General features: G+C 60.8%; 14 protein-coding genes. 7 read left to right on the forward strand and 7 right to left on the reverse strand.

Going from position 1 to position 16,424, the window contains the following annotated elements; genetic code table 11:
- Window positions 1-5: 5 nt before the first annotated feature.
- Together IB263_RS20850 and IB263_RS34740 are read left to right on the forward strand one after the other, a co-directional pair.
- A complete protein-coding gene (locus IB263_RS20850) occupies window positions 6-3,737 on the forward strand; it encodes a DUF6519 domain-containing protein (protein WP_192438954.1) in 3,732 nt (1,243 codons plus the stop codon).
- A 154-nt stretch (window positions 3,738-3,891) separates the two neighbouring features.
- Window positions 3,892-4,119 carry a hypothetical protein gene (locus IB263_RS34740; RefSeq protein ID WP_090300678.1) on the forward strand — a complete coding sequence of 76 codons (228 nt, stop codon included), beginning with the start codon at window positions 3,892-3,894 and terminating at the stop codon, window positions 4,117-4,119.
- On the opposite strand, the gene IB263_RS20855 is transcribed toward IB263_RS34740, so the two are convergent.
- Window positions 4,070-4,825 (reverse strand): hypothetical protein, encoded by a 756-nt coding sequence (locus IB263_RS20855; protein ID WP_113080092.1) that lies wholly within the window; start codon window positions 4,823-4,825, stop codon window positions 4,070-4,072. The two genes, IB263_RS34740 and IB263_RS20855, sit on opposite strands and share 50 nt — an antisense overlap.
- 476 nt (window positions 4,826-5,301) lie before the next feature.
- On the opposite strand from IB263_RS20855, the gene IB263_RS20860 reads away from it, so the two are divergent.
- The gene (locus IB263_RS20860; RefSeq protein WP_060643925.1) at window positions 5,302-7,056 is read left to right on the forward strand and encodes a lysozyme; all 1,755 of its coding nucleotides are present in this window, start codon (window positions 5,302-5,304) and stop codon (window positions 7,054-7,056) included.
- A 64-nt stretch (window positions 7,057-7,120) separates the two neighbouring features.
- Complete coding sequence (locus tag IB263_RS20865) at window positions 7,121-8,302, forward strand: DUF2235 domain-containing protein (RefSeq protein ID WP_060607876.1); 1,182 nt, start codon at window positions 7,121-7,123, stop codon at window positions 8,300-8,302.
- Between the two features lie 532 nt (window positions 8,303-8,834).
- Here IB263_RS20865 and IB263_RS20870 read toward each other — a convergent pair.
- The 5 genes from IB263_RS20870 to IB263_RS20890 form a co-directional block, all read right to left on the reverse strand.
- Window positions 8,835-10,061, reverse strand: coding sequence for a transporter substrate-binding domain-containing protein (locus tag IB263_RS20870; RefSeq protein ID WP_192438955.1), 1,227 nt, complete (start codon window positions 10,059-10,061; stop codon window positions 8,835-8,837).
- Window positions 10,062-10,064: 3 nt separating this feature from the next.
- Window positions 10,065-12,008 carry a hypothetical protein gene (locus IB263_RS20875; RefSeq protein ID WP_112975934.1) on the reverse strand — a complete coding sequence of 648 codons (1,944 nt, stop codon included), beginning with the start codon at window positions 12,006-12,008 and terminating at the stop codon, window positions 10,065-10,067.
- Between the two features lie 634 nt (window positions 12,009-12,642).
- Window positions 12,643-13,455 (reverse strand): aminoglycoside 3-N-acetyltransferase, encoded by an 813-nt coding sequence (aac(3), locus tag IB263_RS20880; protein ID WP_192438956.1) that lies wholly within the window; start codon window positions 13,453-13,455, stop codon window positions 12,643-12,645.
- Between the two features lie 420 nt (window positions 13,456-13,875).
- A complete protein-coding gene (locus IB263_RS20885) occupies window positions 13,876-14,067 on the reverse strand; it encodes a hypothetical protein (RefSeq protein ID WP_146243037.1) in 192 nt (63 codons plus the stop codon).
- A 20-nt stretch (window positions 14,068-14,087) separates the two neighbouring features.
- Window positions 14,088-14,366: a hypothetical protein gene (locus IB263_RS20890; RefSeq protein ID WP_034799974.1), complete on the reverse strand. Its 279-nt coding sequence runs from the start codon at window positions 14,364-14,366 to the stop codon at window positions 14,088-14,090.
- A gap of 272 nt (window positions 14,367-14,638) precedes the next feature.
- Between IB263_RS20890 and IB263_RS20895 the strand changes: the two genes are divergently transcribed.
- Both IB263_RS20895 and IB263_RS20900 read left to right on the forward strand, forming a co-directional pair.
- Window positions 14,639-14,848, forward strand: a complete 210-nt coding sequence (locus IB263_RS20895; RefSeq protein ID WP_034799975.1) for a dodecin — start codon at window positions 14,639-14,641, stop codon at window positions 14,846-14,848.
- A gap of 312 nt (window positions 14,849-15,160) precedes the next feature.
- The gene (locus tag IB263_RS20900) at window positions 15,161-15,610 is read left to right on the forward strand and encodes a lipocalin-like domain-containing protein (protein ID WP_112975935.1); all 450 of its coding nucleotides are present in this window, start codon (window positions 15,161-15,163) and stop codon (window positions 15,608-15,610) included.
- Between the two features lie 179 nt (window positions 15,611-15,789).
- On the opposite strand, the gene IB263_RS20905 is transcribed toward IB263_RS20900, so the two are convergent.
- Window positions 15,790-16,026, reverse strand: coding sequence for a hypothetical protein (locus IB263_RS20905; protein ID WP_192438957.1), 237 nt, complete (start codon window positions 16,024-16,026; stop codon window positions 15,790-15,792).
- A 103-nt stretch (window positions 16,027-16,129) separates the two neighbouring features.
- Between IB263_RS20905 and IB263_RS20910 the strand changes: the two genes are divergently transcribed.
- Window positions 16,130-16,408: an FCD domain-containing protein gene (locus IB263_RS20910; protein ID WP_192439012.1), complete on the forward strand. Its 279-nt coding sequence runs from the start codon at window positions 16,130-16,132 to the stop codon at window positions 16,406-16,408.
- Window positions 16,409-16,424: the final 16 nt, after the last annotated feature.

Raw genomic sequence — 16,424 nt, forward strand, 5'->3', positions numbered from 1 at the left:
CTGCCATGACCGGCGATATTTCGAGAAAGACCTTCGATCCTGTCAAGGATTTCAGCCTTGTGGGGATGCAGCAGGGCCGCCTGTTCACCGATGCCGACTGGAACGAACAGGGCGGCATCCTGCGCGCCTCGGATCGGGAGACGGCGGCTGATATCATCGGCCCCGCCGGCTTTCCGGAGGACGATGCGGGCTTCGGACTGATCCCGGATCCCGGGACCGGAACGCTGGTGATCACCCCTGGTACCGGATACGTGGCAGGTGTGGGCCATGTGCTGCGCTGGCCTTTTGGCTTTTCGCTGACCCGTCAGTCGGGCACCGGCGGCAATGCGGTCTGGCGGATCGACGATGGCGGGGAGCTGGCTGACGACGACGCGCTGAGCACTGACCCGGCGGGCCTGAGCGTTTTCGTCAAGGTGCGCAACTTCGCTGAGGATGCGAACGGCGTGCGGACCTTCCGTACCACGCCAGCCCTTGGTGATGCCGTGACCCGCGCCTTCCGGCCGGCAACAGTCCAGCGGCAACCATATGGGGCAGGCACGCCGCTTCCGGCGGTGGCCGGCGACTACCTGGCCGTGCTCAAGTCCACAGATCTGATCGTGACCGCACTCGATGAACCGCTGCTGCGCGAGGTGGCTTTCGACGGGCCGGATACGGCCTATCGTGAGCGGACCATCTGGCAAGTCCAGCTGGTCGCGCGCGCGGCGCTCCTGGCGCTTGGATACCAGGCTTCCGACCTGACCTGCCCGGCGTTGTCAAAGGGGTTCGATCCCGTCCTTGCCGACCGTGCGCAGGGCGAGATGCGCGCGCGGGCGGAGCTTTCCGACCTTAGCGCCGGCCCCTGCAACCTGCCGCCCGCCGCGGGCTACCGCAGTCTCGACAATTTTCTCTTCCGCGTCGAGATCCATCTGGCTGGCGACGAGGCGGCGGCGTTCTACAAATGGTCGCGCGAGAATGCCATTCACCGCACGCGATACCGCGAGATCGACGCAGGCGTCTTGGTGGTGGACAGCATCGGCCGTGATGAGATGACCGCGTTGAAGGCGGGCGACTGGATCGAGATCCGCGATCAGGCGGCGATCTATGGGGAGGCGCCTGGCTTCTTCGCCCGGATCGACGAGGTGGTCGGCCAACGCGTCTCGCTTGCCGAACTGCGCGATCCGCTCACGCTTGCGCCACTCCTCAACAACGGTCTCCCGGACACAGACAAGCTTCCGGCGGAGGCATTCGTCACCCGTTGGGAAGGCGGGCTTCCGGCGCAGGTGGACGATGCCGCGGCCGATTGGGCAGATCTGGAGAATGGTGTCCAGATCCGCTTCGAAGCCGGTCAGTATCAACCCGGCGATCACTGGATCATTCCGGCGCGCGCCGTGTCCGGCGATGTGGAATGGCCACGCAATCCGGTCACCGGCGAACCGTTGCCGAAACCTGCAGAAGGACCGCGGCGCAACTATGCGGCGCTCGCCTGGCTCGTGCTCGACGGTGCCGGCGCCTGGACCGTAGCCGAAGATTGCCGCCCGCTTTTCCCGCCGATTACCCGCGCCAAGCAGGTGCTCTACGCCGGCGGCGACGGGCAAGAGGCCCTGGACGATCCCCTGAATGCGGCCGCCTTGGTACCTCTACCAAAGGAGCTTTCCGTCGCGGTGGTGCGCGGCCATAAACCGGTCCAGGGAGAGACGATCCGTTTCACCGTTGCGGAGGGGGCCGGGCAGTTTGGTAACGGCATGCCAACCCAAGAGGCCACCACCGATGGCACCGGCGTGGCGTCGGTGACCTTTAGCCTTGACGGCACGAACCGGGTGCAGCGCGTCTTTGCCCAGCGGCTGGATGCCGCCGGAACACCGACCCATGCGCCTATCAGCTTCAACGCGACACTCGCGCGTGCGACCCACGTCAGTTTCAACCCGGCCAATACGCCCGCGCTTGCGCTCGCCAATACGGTGCAGAAGGCTATCGAGGCTTTGGCGGGGCTCCAGCATGTCGGCTGCACCACGATCGTCATCCAGCCGGGTGAGGACTGGGTGGCGCGGCTGGAGGGGCTGCAGCCGGGCGAGAATGCCTCGATCTGTTTTGCAAGGGGCACCTACACCACCGGGCGCACCGTTGAGATGACCGGTCTTGGTCATATCCGCATCAGCGGCGCCGGGCCCGGGACCGTCCAGATTCTGGCCTATCGCACGGAGGCGGCCATCGCCTTTGCAGCCTGCGCCAGCGTTGTGGTCAGCGGGCTTGAATTTGCAACGCCCGACAGCAACAGCGCGGTCGATCCCGGTCGGAAGATCCACCGTCAGGGCACGCTGGACTTCGGTCACTGCGACGCGGTTGAAGTGCATGGCTGCACGCTGAGTTGCGGCGGCGGCACCTCGACCGAGCGCACCTGCCTGACGGTCCGGGGCTACAGCGAGACGCTGAAGAGCTTGAGGGTCACGCAATCGGTTCGGATCACCAACAACAGTCTGACGGTCGGCAACCTTCAGGAGGGGATCGTCGTGACCGATGCCGTCGACGTCGATGTGTCCGGCAACATCCTGACCGCCAAGCCGGGCAAGGGCTCGCTCAACATCAAGGCGTTCCTTTCCGACAAGGTCTGGCTAGCCACGACCGCAAACAGCTTCATCACCCGCCCCGTGAAGGGCTATGTCGGCCGGGGTACCGGCTTCAAGGAGATTGGCGTCAAGGAATGGCGCATGACCTTCGACAGTCCAGTGCCGCAGAAGGACTGGGACGCGCTGGTCGCTACAAACCCGCCCGCCGCGGCGGACCTCAAGAACCAGGAAACGTTCGGTCGCTGGGCGCAGGGGCTCGTCGCCTCCGTGGCAGAGAACCCCGACCGGATGCCGGTGTTTCGCAAGCAGTTGAAGCGGCTTGGGGACTCGTTCGGCACCCATGGTGAGGGGCTGGACAATACGAAGGTGCGCACCACGCTCCTCGTTTCGAGCGACCCGGTCGTGCAGCGCTTCGATGCGAGATCGGGTGCTGAGCGACAGGTCGTGGTCGAGGCGAACGGGCAGGTCGTCGCCTTCGACAGTGCCTTCAGCCAGAAGGATTGGACGACGCTCATTTCCCGCAGCGGCTCGGCTGCCAAGATCGCAAATGCAGACGAACTTCTGGGGCTGAGCTACGGCCTGGCGAAGAAGGTATTGGAGGATGCCGAGCTCCGCGCCGGGCTCGGATCGGTCCAGAACTGGCTGAAGGGGCTTGAGGAAAACTCGGTCAGCCTGGGGGCGCAGGGCATCGTCTGCGGTGGACGGCGGATGGACAATGTCGCGATCCGGGGCAATGCGATCCGCGCCTTCCAGGTGGGGGTGCGGGTGGCGGTCAGCCACATGCGCAACACGAATGTGCGGGCCAGATCGGTGTCGATCGACGACAACCGCATGGAGTTGATGGCGCCCTACGCACAAGCCTATGCCGGTTACGGTGTGCTTGTCGGGAATGTCGATACCCTGCGCATCCGGGGCAACGAGATGGCACTGTCGACCCGGCCGAATTTCAGCAGGTATTTTGCGCAGGGCATCCGCATCTGGGGCTTCATCGGTCACCAGGTGCTGGTGGCGGAGAACCGGATTTCGATGGCCACGATGGGCATCCGCCTGGTTTCGGTCGTCGCGTTCGGCGACGAGGATCCGCACCTTTGGGTGTTCCGCGAAAACCTGATCGAGGGACCGGGGATCCGTGGCTGGAAGGTGACGCCATCCTGGCCGCTCGTCGACCAGAACAATCTGACGCGTAGCGTCTAAGGATGGCCTGACGCCGATTTTCGTTGTATGATTGTGTTTCCTGGCTCTTATGGCAATGATTTTGTGGTGCCACCGGGTTCGAGTCCCTGTCAGGTAAGCGAAGCGGAGCGGGACACCGGTCCGCTTCCCGCATTTTTGGGCATGCAAAACCTGTGTGCCGGGTCCGTCCGGACTGCCCGTTTTCCAGCTTCGACGACGTGATCCGGACCCTCAGAAGTTACGTCCGGGGCAGTCCGAGGTGACGATCGGAACGTCGAGCGAGATCACGGCGATGCACCGGGACGGCAGGACGCTGATCTCCGATCTTTTGAGCCGGCTGGTCGTAGGTGACTTCAAGGGGTCTTGGCGGTATCGGTCGTCAGTTGAACCAGAAGATACGTGACAATTGCATCCCGCTTGGCCAACCCCTTGGGGCGGCCCTCGGGGTCCAGGGCAACCAGCGTTTTGCGTGCCAGCTGATCCATTTTTGTGAGCGCTTCGGCGTTCGTCGCGTCGGCTGTGATCGCTTCCTTCGTAAACCCTGGTAGCTCAAGAAGTTTGCCGGCGTCGGGCGCGTCGAGCGCCTCGCGGAATCGTGCCTGGGTCTCAGAACCGTTCTGGCCCGACAGGTAGCTGATCACCGCTCGGCCGTCGGCGGCCGCGGCGAATTTCCCATCCGGGTCCGTGACCACCAACGTCAATTCCGGATCAAAGCTCGACAGTGCCTGAAGGTAGAGGACGACGGCCGACGGGGCGTAGTAACCTGGGCGGCCGAGATGGAGGACAAGTGCTATCGGTCGCCCCGGCGTGAGGGTGCGCGTCAAGCCCTCGATCGCTGCGACGCCCTCCTTCTCTATCGATTGGAAATTTTCGACGACATCCGTAAGGGGCAATAGCTTGACTTCGGATTTAGCAGCCTCGCGAAACGTCAGTGCGACACCGCCCGCGGACAACTCGCTGATCGTCCCAGACGCGATGCCCCAGACCCCGAGCGGGAGCAGAAGCAGCGCGATGAAGGTGGTGCTCTCGCCAATCTTCAGATGTTTGAGGATCAGGGCAAGCAGCACAGCCATTGGGATGCTTGCGATGGCATATACTATGGCGCTCATGGCTGCCCCCGCTCTAAAATCGAGCTATCGCGTATATCCTCAAACATTATAATCAGCCATTTTGGCTTTAACTGTTACATTTGGAACAGGTTCGTCACCAATCGTCATGTAAAGTATCGGAAGGCTGGCTGAATAAACTCAGTCAAAGGCTATGTCCGATACTAAATGTCAGGGATTTTCGTCCAAAAATCCGACGGATATCCTTGTTTTATCGCCAAAGTGAACGTTTCTCGTTGGATTTTTAACGAGGTGGATCTTTTCCATAGTGTTGCATACGAAACCCGACGACCAACTGACGGCTCTGTCCCAATGTGAAGCAGAGCCCGACGGCGGTTGGACATGCCCTGGCGTTGGTCTGGGCGATTGGCAGGTCCCGCGTGGCGTGACCGTGCCAACTTGAACGCACAGTAAACCGACCATCAGCCGCGGCAGAACTAGCGGGCAACAGCGCGCTACAAAAACGATGGGAGGCTTCCGTGAAGACAAGTGTACGCGGCATATGCGCCATGCTCGCCGAAGAGGCAATCGTCCTATCAGCCTACAACGATGGCACAGGAACCATGACGGTCGGCGCCGGACATACGGCGGCGGCCGGTCCACCTGTTCCCCGCTCCGGCCTGACGATCACCCTGACGGAGGCGATCAACATCTTCCGCACCGATCTTGCCAAGTTCGAGGCGCAGGTCCAGGCAGCCGTCAGGACCCCGCTGGCGCAGCATCAGTTCGATGCCCTTGTGTCGTGGCACTTCAATACGGGCGCGATATCGAAGGCAGGCTTGACGCAGAAGCTCAATGCCGGAGACGCTGTTGGCGCGGCCGCCGAATTTGCGCGCTGGAACAAGAGCAACGGCAAGGTGCTCGACGGCTTGGTCGCGCGTCGCGAGCGTGAAGCAGCCATGTTCGCAAAGGGAGAGTATGGCAGCCCGAAGATCCGCGTTCTGGAGAGCAGGGGCGGCCCGGACGAAATCTTCACCGCCGACCAGATCGAGACGCTCCTCGGGGGTGCCCCGAACTCGGAAGAAGAACAGACCACCGAAGAACTGCTGGCCAATCCGATCTCGCAGCTTCTCCCGCTCAACCGGCCCAAGCAATCCGCCGCGCTCACGAACACCGTGCTTCAGGAGTTTAGAAACCTCATCCCGGAAGAGGGGCGTGATGACGCTGTGACGTTGGTCGCCGTGCGCGGCTACTACCTCAACTCGATGGGCAAGGAGAGCGCAAACGATCGCGGCGTCTACGACGACGCGATCTTCATCGTCGAGCCGAGCGGTGTCCACAACTTCAACGCCAATACGGACCCCAGCCGTTTCGGTCGCGGTATCGCGCGGCTGAAGCCACGCCAGGCGATCCGGTACAGACCCGGTCTACACGGGTTTGGGCGCAAGAACGGACCCTATCCCGCCTTCCGGCAGGACAGCGACTGCACGGTCATTCGCGATGAAACCGGTGAGGATACGGATTCGCAGGATGGCCGCTTCTGGATCAATCTCCACCGCGGCGGCGTCACGTCCACCTCCAGCCTCGGTTGCCAGACGGTCCCACCGCATCAGTGGAACGAATTCAAGACCCTCGTAGACGGTCTGCTGAAGAAGCATGGACAGGAGACTTTTTACTACTTGCTCGTCGATCAGGACGATGTCCCACAGGAGGAAACGACCATGCCTGTTATCACGCAGCCGGCACCGGCTCCGGCGACGACCGAGGCGAACCCCGCACAATTGCTGCAACAGATCCTCGCGCTCGCTGCGATGTCGCGCGGACACAAGCCCGCGAACCAGGGCGACATGACCTGGCTGGTCGATGTCTTGCGGGCACTTGTCACCCAACCGACGATCAATGGCGTTGTCCTGAATGGCGCGAAACCGGACCCGCTCGCATCGGTCAGCGACCCTGACCTGACGCCGGTCAACGGTGCGCTCGGAAAGACGCTCGGGAATGCGCTCGACGGCCGCAAGACCGCGATAGGTGCCATCGGCATGCTCGCCACGACCCTTCTGCCAATCTTCTTCCCGCAGCTGGCGCCGGTCACGGCGATCGCTGCACCCTTGATCGAGGGGGCGGCGAACGCGGGCGCCACAGCGGCGGCGACGCATGCTGGCGGAGGGCTCGGCAGCGAGCTTGTAACGGCCGCCTTCCCTGTCTTTGCCGCGATCAGCGGCTGGGGCGTGATGGGCAAGGTTGAAAAATGGGTCCGCGCCCTTCGGGGCGGGCTTGAAGCGCCGGCCGCGTGAGAACCGCGGCTGCTCACGCCAGACAACAGGGAAACGCACATCAGGGCCATAAAGGAAAAAAGAGATGAAACGCTTGGTTGTTTGTTTCGACGGAACCTGGAACGACGCCGATAGTGCCCGTTCCGAAACGAATGTCGCGCGGATCGCGAGGGCCATTCGCGCTTGCCAGGACGAAAGAGGCGGTATTCCGCAATCTGTCCTGTACCTGCGTGGTATCGGATCGTCCGGCCTGCAAATTCAACGCCTTTTGGATGGCGCGATCGGCACTGGCGTGGATGAGAACATCCGCTCCGGATACATGTTCCTCGCCCAGAACTATGTTTCAGGCGACGAGATCTATCTGTTCGGTTTCTCGCGTGGCGCCTTTTCCGCGCGCAGCCTGGCGGGGCTGATCGCCTCATGCGGACTTCTCAGACGGCAGCGGCTCGGGGATCTGCGCAACGCCTGGCAGTATTACAGAACCACCGAGGACCGGTCGCCGAAGGATTTCGTTGATAGATATTCGACGGATGCGCACCTGGATGTCGAAGTCACGATGCTCGGGGTCTGGGACACGGTCGGCGCGCTCGGCGTTCCCAGCCACATTTTCAGTGGCTTCAACTGCAGGGAATATGGATTCCACAATACCACGGCCTCAAAGATAACGCGCCACGCCTACCACGCGATGGCCATCGATGAGTCGCGAGACGAGTTCGTGCCGACGCTCTGGACAGGCGACGTCCCGGCCAATTGCACGATAGAGCAGGTCTGGTTCGCAGGCAGCCATGGAGACGTTGGCGGAGGGTATGTCGACCGTTCACTGGCCGATATCCCGCTGGTCTGGATGGCGCAAAAGGCGCAGGCCTGCGGGCTTGTGATGGACTGGACGATGCTCCCGAAAGGACTCGACGTCAGCGCCCCGCATCACGACTCGCGTGCAGGCTGGTCGCTTAAGGACCGGTTGACGCCGACATTCCGGCAAATCTGCGAGAAGCCGTTCAGGGTGAATTACTACGAAACGCTTTACCGGCCGCGCGATGGACAGGGCATCGCTCAACGCACGATCAACGAATCCCTTCATGAAAGCGTGATCGCGCGCTATGGGCAGACAGTTTCCTTTTCTCCGGACGACGATCCGTCGGCGCGCGCGCAGCAAGTCTACAAGCCCAGAAATCTCGCTCCGCTTTTCAATGTCCCGGTTCGGGGGCAGCGCCCAGTGGCGCCCAATGTGATCGCGGCTCAGACTGCCCAGGTCGCGACCGTTTGAAAACACCACACGCCCGGTTCATGGGGCTGGACGGGAAGATGCACGGCAAGACGAGGAGGTCTTGCCGTGCATTTTCGTCTGGCCGCTCGTGAAGCCAAAGCTGGAATGGATTTCACCTGAGCCGGAGGTCAAGGCGACACTGCACATTCGCAACCGCATTGCACCGTCATCGGTTTTGTGGAGCCGGACGTCCGTGCCGCAGCGTTTGGGGCCGAGCAACTTTCAGGGGGCCTCGCTTGATGGCCCACCCGAGAATGCGCCGCAAAAAAGAGATCGCCAGGTGGTGCCCGTGACCTACTGCCATGGTCCAATCCGCTTCACGTGTCCTCACGGACCAGCATTGCCAGCAATCGTGCACTGCCCGCCGGTAAGCGAGCGGCTAGGCACGTTCTAGGCCCTTGCGGGCTTGCGGTCACGCCGCAGAGGGAGAATAGACGATCGGTGGTTAGTCCCAGTGACCGTGACGCCGGTCGCCTCGTCCGTCTTCTTGAGCTTACGGATCCCGGCCCACATATGGCGTCGACGGCGCCGGCTAGCGGTCCGTCTTCGAAATGCTTTGCGAAACCTCGGGCAAATGCACCGGATCTTGCTGCGCACCGGCACCAGACCCAGGCTTCTCAGTCATGTCGCTTCCCGCCGGAATGCTGTTGATCCGGAACAGGGTGGCGAGATGTTGAGACTTTTGCGTCCCGGGAAAATGACCTGAGAACAGCCGCTCGACGGTTCCGTCCTCGAACATGCCGTAAAGCGCAAGTGTGATGCGCTCGGGGAAATCGGGGAAACGGCGAGATGAGACTACGAGGGCGTAGGGCTCGTAGGTGCCTTCCGTAGTCGGTGTGGTGTCGGCAGCACAACGGGTACCGGTACGTTCGCCATAGTCGGCAAGTGCGGCCTTGATGATATCGACATCCCCGAAATAGCGGGCCAGCCGACCGTTACAAAATTCGTCCGCCGCCTCGGAATGCGAGTCGATTTCTCGCGGGCAGATCATCCAGTTGTCCTGCGTCAGGTGCGCCGCATTGGTTTTCAGCGTGTCGCCGATCGTAGATCCCTTGACGTAGCCCCAGATCTCAAAGGTTCTCTTCTTCTCGGTGTTTTCCTTCGTGGGCTGCTGGAGAGTGAAATCAAACTTCTGTTCCAGCCAGCCGAGAAGGCCGTTTCCGGCGGTTGCTGCAGGTTGGGTCGTACTGGGCGGGGTGGCTTGGTTCGCGGGCACCGACGACCATCTTCTCGTCTTCGGATCTTCGCCCTTTGCCTGTTTCAGCCAGTTGAACACGTCCATGCAGGTCGGTTTGGGCGGTGCGTCTTTGGGAAGGTCTCCGGCTGCCTCTGACGAACGTGGATCGAGATGCGCCTTGACGTATGAGCCGTTCGCCACGAAGACGATGGGCGAGAACGCAAGATAGGGTGCCTGCCCGTTGTAGGCGAAGTTCTGCATCCGCTTGAGCGTGATTGTCGTCGGATCGCAAAGCAGGTCGTAGTCGCCGTCGCCTGTTTTCAGGAACGCGGCTCGTTTCTTTGCGTCCACGCCCTCTTCGCTAAAATGATATCCCGCACGCTGGACGGCCTCGGTGCAGATATCCCAAAAGAAGCCGAGATAGCCTTTGGTGTCCTGGTCCCGCCAGATGAAGGGTCGCGCATCTTCGCGCACCCCAATCCTAATCTCACCGCTGTCAAGCGTCTCGGCACGCGCAGTGTAAGAGAGGACATGCGCTGGGACGAGTGCGGCGACGACGAATTTGGCGAGCAGTGGGCGCATCGGCTACTCCGCGGGTGTTGGTCTTGGCGCCACGCGTGCGGGCGTCTTTCCCGAACGGAAGCGCTCGGCGCCGCCGCGTTGGTTGAGAAGAGCAGCCGTGACGCAAAACACGACGACGAAGCCGATGAACGCCGAGAACATCGCCGAGTAGACGACGAGACCTCTATCGATTGCGTCGAGGCTCAGAGTGGTTGCGGGCTTTGTGGCCCATGATGTCAGGTAACGGGTCGCCCCTCCGCAGACGGCCATGACAACCGATGCGCCGACCGCCCAGATCAGGCTTGAGAGATACGTCGGCTGCAGCGAGAGTGACAGTGCCCGAGCCAACCATGCATCGAGCAGGAACGCCACGATCAGGGCAAGTACGGCGCCGCGAACGGCCGTCGGCGCGTTGTATTCGAACGAAAGCTGCAGGAACAGCGAGAGGCCTTGATCGCCGGCGGCCCAACCTGTGTCGAGGCCGGTTTTCCAGAGCTGCAGCCCCATGACGAATACGGCGGCGACGGCCCAGGACACGAAAACGACGAGCACGGCTTGCGGCAACCACGAGGTCCAATGCGCCTCGCGCATGTTCCGCCAACGACGCGACTGCATGCCTGCGTCGCGAAGCGCGAGCGTCACAATCATCGGGATGCAGTAGTTGTTGAACGCGTAGAAGATGTAGGTCAGCGTGCGAGAATAGACATTGACGGGGCTACCCCATACGAGCTCGCTTTCAAACCGACCGGGTAGCAGGCTCCAAAAGAGGCTGACGAAGAGCACGGTGCCGAGGGCCCAGAGCGCAGTCAACGTCGCGTAGGATCTGCGATAGCCAGCGCTTAAATGGGGGTGCAACAGGGCGCCGAGGAACTGCTCGAGCTTTTTCCGGGCAACGACTTGCTGATGTGCCGCCGCCTCGTCTGCCGTCGCCGGCGAGACGACGATGATCTCGTGCTCGACATAGAGCGCGAGCAGGATGCAAAGATCGTCTGCAAGGTCGTCGGCATCCGACGCCAATCGCTCCCAGGTCGCCCTCTTGCGTTCGCCGAGGCTTGCATCGGCGGCTCCGTTGCTGACAGGCGCTTCCTTCGCCGCGCCTGACCCGTAGCCCGACCTCTCGTCCAGATCCACGACCAACTGATCCCGTCGCTTGCTGAGCTCTTCCTCAAGTTTCTGAAAACGCTCCCGCGCGGGGGCGTTGGCGAGCTTCAGCTTGCGGTCGAGGATCCAGGCAGAGACGGAGAAGATCAGTTCCAGATCGAGACGAAAGTCCTCGGGTTCGCTCAACTGATCCTTCGCGGCCGCCTGATAATGATCAATACGCTCCCAATTGCTGCGCGGAATGAGGAGGGTGTTCTTTTCGAGGGATGACGCGCTGTCGGCCGAGATCGCGAGGTCCTTCCGGCGCAGATCTTCACTGGCGCCGATGACGCGGGTGGGAATACCCGCCAGGCGGTGGGCAGCACTTCGCATCCAGTCCTCGAAGCTTCCCAGAAGCGGGAAACTGGGTGCCAGACCGACCATGATCAGCGCGATGGCAAGCGAGACCGATGCGTCGATGCCGATATCGAAGTCCCGCACGACCGACGGAACGACGATGGTGGACAGAGGCTGCATCCAGGTGCTTGCAGCACTGTTGCTGCCCGGGGTGAAGCCTGTGGTGATCGCTACCGGGGCATCGACGGAAGGAACGGGAAGCTTGCTCGCACCGATCGAAAGATCCGGGCCACCGAGCATCGGGAGGAGTTCCGCGTAAGCGCAGAGGAAGAAGTAGATGATCAGAAGTATGAGCGCGTAGCATGCGTAGGCGTGCATGACGATGCGCCGCGCCCGAAGCTTGTCGGGCGACAACAGGTTGACAAGCCGCTCCATCTGCCGCCCGCCCTCGTAGGTGACACGGTTGAAGCGCCCGTAAGAATAAAACAGGACTATCGCCGCTCCGAAGAGCAGCGCGACAAGGTTCGGCATGGTGGTAAATCACAGTTTGGAGCAGTGCCTTAACGGCACTGCTGTACCGCCGGGTTGCATTGTGCAGCTGCCGTCGCAGGCACGAATGACGTCAGGGCAATGAGCACGAGCAATAGCTTCATCATGGCATCCTCCCTTGCGATTTTGCTTTTTGATGCAGGAAGCGATCAGTTAACAAGTCGCGTTGTCGAAAGGTATAAGTTGCAAGACAACCGAGTGTTCAAGGAACTACTTTCCCGATTGTATGATACCAAACGCGTCACGGCGTGGATGTTACGTTCGTAACACCTGAAGTCTCCGGGCAGGTGTAATTTACATCGGTCTCTGTGCGTTCCGCACCGTCGCCAGCGCGGTCACCAATCTCCGGATCTCCAGGCAACGCGCCGGCGAAAGCTGGATGGATGGATCTCTAGCGCAGCCGCGGGCTGCCGCGGAATATCTCAGCAGCTCTACGGGCCGATGCCATGCTCTTTTGGGACGATAGTTGGCGCTTGAGCCGCCGCTGACATTCGATTGGTGTGCACGGTTGCTGGCGGCGACCCTGAGGCCAAAGCGGCGCACGAGATTGACGCCGACCGGATAGGAGCAAGTCTTCCGTCCGAATGGGGCGGCCCGCATCGTTATGGACTGGTGCCTACGCACCCTTGCCAAATCGGCTTTCGAGATATGCCACACCAAACGACACGATGTCCCGCGCGTCGAAGAGGTGGCAGAAAGCATCTCCGACCGTGCCGCTCCGGTGCCGGCTAGTGGCAACGTAGGCATTCGCAATCGTTGCGACCGCGTCGGCCTGGCCCGCGACCGCAAAACGATCAAGGATGCCGTTGGTGTCAAAGTCTTCGGCGGTCTCCCATACCGTTTCACCATTCGGACCAAGAAGCGGCATCTCGTAAGTCACGCGCCGCTTGCCGGGGATGTCGGCGATGGCTTCCGCATAGTGGAGAGCGGTAACGGAGTTCAAAGGGGCGCCCAGCAAGAGCACTTTTCCCCTAAGTTCGACAAATCGTTGGATTGGCGAGCCATTTCCCAAAGCCTGGCCAAGCCGATGAGGCTCTATCAACGTCTCGGAAAGTGGCCCAACCGCAACCATGGATGCGTCGGGATGAGCGCTACGGCGTGCGCCCGGCGCTTCAACAAGAAACTGGTTGAGCAGGCCGAAACCCGGATAGGTGCGAGCGGTTGCGGGATCGAACGGCGGCCAAGTACGACGCGCTTCATCAGCCATCCGGACGCCATTCAAAGTTTCCTCGTAGGGTGAGCGATCCCATGAGGCATAGCCCATGAGGGTGCCCGATGACCCAATCGCACCGAGAAGTGCGCCGACAATGGCGGCCGGCCCGCCTTTGACAGCACCAACGGCTTTCAAGGAGGCGTGCACCATCACAAGATCGCCCGTTCGAACGCCCAGTTGTCGAAGATCCGTCGTAATTTCAGTCCGGGTTTTCATCGAACCAGTTCAGATTTTCCAAGGTCCTCGAAATCAGGCCGCCGGGGCCAGTACGAGTATCCACGCTACCAGTGACGTCGAACGTCAAAGCAAGTATGCTTGGTGCAGCGGCCGGCGGGCGACTTGCCAATTGTCGGGCATGAGCTGTCACTTCTCCGAGGCAAACAATGCTTAATTGAGGCTGGATGCAGAGGCGTGTTCCATGCGATGTTTAAAGCGGACGCCCGACGAGCCGTAGCGAGCACCGTGGCCTAGAGGGCCTCGCTCGCGACTTTGGCCGCCATCGATACCAGGAGCGCTGCCAAAGCAACGGCTGTTCCAAACCTCGCGATCTTCATACGGCGTTCGCGACGGCCATTCCAGTCATATCCCATCAGCGTCGCCTCCCGTTCCGCATTTGGTTTGGTCCGCCAAGGGCTTTCAATCGACCTTGCGCCCTGGCCGGCGTTCTTGAAGTAACTTGAGGTATCTGCGCCGGATGCAATCGATGGGTACATCGCCGGTGAACCGCAGCTTGAGCAGGACCTCGACCTCGGCATCACGCTCGATCGCCATGCCGCGCTCTGCCCATTTCGCAACGACGCGATCGGCGATTTCCTCCCGCGTGGTCACGAACGTCCCTTTGCTTTGGGTCATTTTCGTTGCAGGGCGAGCGCGCCGGCCTCCCGGCAGACACCCCGCAGCGATGAAGACCGATCCGCAAGGCCCCCCAATGTCCCACTGATGTGATCGGCCTGTTGTCTGGTTAATCTGAACTGCAGCGCCGACACATCCGTGAGATTAGGGTCGACGCTGAATTCGATCCTCAAGAAAACGTCGCCCGTTTCATCGCCTTTTGCCGGCTCGGCTTTCCAGCCGACGATGGTCGAGGACCTGACATTGCCACGCCCGTCCGTACTCCAGTCGTTCATGTGCTTGCAAACCTCTCTCTTTGCGAAAACCAACGACAGACAAGAAGCTCTAGACCGCACGCCAGGAAGAATGTCCGAAAGTGCGCGTATCGGAATTGGTGCATACCAGTGTTAAGCAATAGTTTTGATTTATGCATTTGGCATTCAAAAATTACAGGTCGCTAAAAGATTGATGCGACAATAGAGCCAGACAATTCCTTGCGCTAATTGTTAGCGCAAGGATTGCGGCTTGCCTGTAGGATGTCCTTTCTCAAAGCAAACGGGAGGTTGTTATGAGTGATCACGTCTACAAGAAGGTAGAGCTGGTCGGCAGTTCGAAGTCGTCTGTTACCGACGCTATCGAAACCGCGATCGCGCGTGCATCGAAGACCATGAGAAACCTGGAATGGTTCGAGGTCGACCAGATCAGGGGACACATCAAGGATGGCGAAGTCGCGCACTACCAGGTGGTCATGAAGGTCGGGTTTCGTATTGACGACTGAACAGGCGACGGGTGGGCGCCAGCTTGGATCGACTGGCGCTTGCAGCAACGATCGTTGCGCCACGCCGGCAAAACACGCGGCTCAGTCGATTGTGCAGGGTTAGTAAGGGCTACATTCTGCTCCAGCATAAAGCTCCGCGCATGTCAGGGGTGTGCCATGGAGCCCCTGCGGCCGCATTGGTTCATAGCGAAAGAAGACGTGGTGGCCAGGACGCGGGTCAACGATCGACTGCGCGGGATCATGGCGAGGTCCCGCCGAAGCCGGGGCCATATGGGCCGTCCAAATGCTCGCTCGAGAAAGGGAGGATAGGCAATGGAAAATACGCAAGGTGGGCCGCTTAGCCGCGATCTCCTTCTTGGAAGCTGGAGGATGACCTCGTGGGTTGCGAGAGACGTCGCGACTGGAGAGCGCAAGGATGCACTCGGTCAGAACCCTCAAGGCACGGTTGTCTACACACCGCAGCGCGTGACTTTTCTTATTCTCAAGAACAATCGCAAGCGGCCCGAGCGATTGCCGCCGTCAGACGAAGAGAAGATCGCTTTGTTCGAGACGATGTTCGCCTATTCGGGCACCTACACGGTTGAGTCGGATCGGGTCGTGCACCACGTCGATATGAGCTGGAATGAAGCATGGAGCGGCACAGAGCAGGTACGGTTCTGCAAGGTCGACGAACAGACGCTGACTTACACCTCGGCCCCAGCCCCAAGCCCATTCGACGGGCGTGAGGTCGTCCACGAAGTGACTTATGTCCGAGAAAAGTGACCAGCGAATGCGCCGCTACAAATTTCTGCCAGTAACTTGTAGCGGCCTCCGCAGGCGTCGATGTTGTGCGTGCATAACGAGGCTCCGGGCACGATGATCCTGGAAATCAAGCGGATCCTGCCGTTTCGTGTGTACCCTTGTCATCGGGCACCGGTGCATCATCACCAACGCCATTTGGCCTATTCGGCGGGCGTGAGTGCGAGTTCTGCGCCGCGGTCTGCATCTAGGATAGCGTCGATGGCAATCAGTTCAGGCATTTTCAAACCTCTCGCGCCTCCGCAGGAGACTAGGAGATACGCGAGATACACCGCACCAATTGCGAACATGATGGCGACATAAGACAAGGGCTTTGAGAAGGACGCATCGCGGAAGATCGCGAGTTCAAAGGCAAGCCATGCGATCGCCAGTACGAGCACCGGCACTTCCCAAACGCCCAAAGAGAAGCTCTGGCTCGGCGGGGTCGATGACGCTTGGCCGCGTACATCAGCACCGTTACTTCGTAGATGATTGCCGGAAGCAATGTGGCGGGAACGGCGCATCCGTCTGCTGTGTAAACAGGACAAGGATGATCTGATTGATCATGCGCGTATCGGCAAGATTTTCTACAGGCCGAGCAACGCGCGCATGTTGGAGGACCTGCACGAGGCGTCGCGCCAGCACGACGAAATCATCGATGCAATAGCGAACCACGGTCCTGACCGGGCGGAGGCGTTGATCCGCGCACACCTCGATCTATCGCGCAAGAACATGGCGATGTATGCCGCCCCGGAAGGGATGGCGATTTCTCTTGGTGTGTAACGTATCCGGGCCTCCG

The sequence above is a fragment of the Ensifer sp. ENS03 genome (assembly GCF_014852035.1).
Lineage (GTDB): Bacteria > Pseudomonadota > Alphaproteobacteria > Rhizobiales > Rhizobiaceae > Ensifer > Ensifer adhaerens.

What these genes read in the sequence shown, in the direction of transcription:
- IB263_RS20900 (WP_112975935.1), top strand. Translation starts at nt 15,161, where the DNA reads ATGGAAAATACGCAAGGTGGGCCGCTTAGCCGCGATCTCCTTCTTGGA.
- IB263_RS20875 (WP_112975934.1), bottom strand. Translation starts at nt 12,008, where the DNA reads ATGCCGAACCTTGTCGCGCTGCTCTTCGGAGCGGCGATAGTCCTGTTT.
- IB263_RS20895 (WP_034799975.1), top strand. Translation starts at nt 14,639, where the DNA reads ATGAGTGATCACGTCTACAAGAAGGTAGAGCTGGTCGGCAGTTCGAAG.
- IB263_RS20850 (WP_192438954.1), top strand. Translation starts at nt 6, where the DNA reads ATGACCGGCGATATTTCGAGAAAGACCTTCGATCCTGTCAAGGATTTC.
- IB263_RS20865 (WP_060607876.1), top strand. Translation starts at nt 7,121, where the DNA reads ATGAAACGCTTGGTTGTTTGTTTCGACGGAACCTGGAACGACGCCGAT.
- IB263_RS20855 (WP_113080092.1), bottom strand. Translation starts at nt 4,825, where the DNA reads ATGAGCGCCATAGTATATGCCATCGCAAGCATCCCAATGGCTGTGCTG.
- IB263_RS20890 (WP_034799974.1), bottom strand. Translation starts at nt 14,366, where the DNA reads ATGAACGACTGGAGTACGGACGGGCGTGGCAATGTCAGGTCCTCGACC.
- IB263_RS20870 (WP_192438955.1), bottom strand. Translation starts at nt 10,061, where the DNA reads ATGCGCCCACTGCTCGCCAAATTCGTCGTCGCCGCACTCGTCCCAGCG.
- IB263_RS20910 (WP_192439012.1), top strand. Translation starts at nt 16,130, where the DNA reads ATGTGGCGGGAACGGCGCATCCGTCTGCTGTGTAAACAGGACAAGGAT.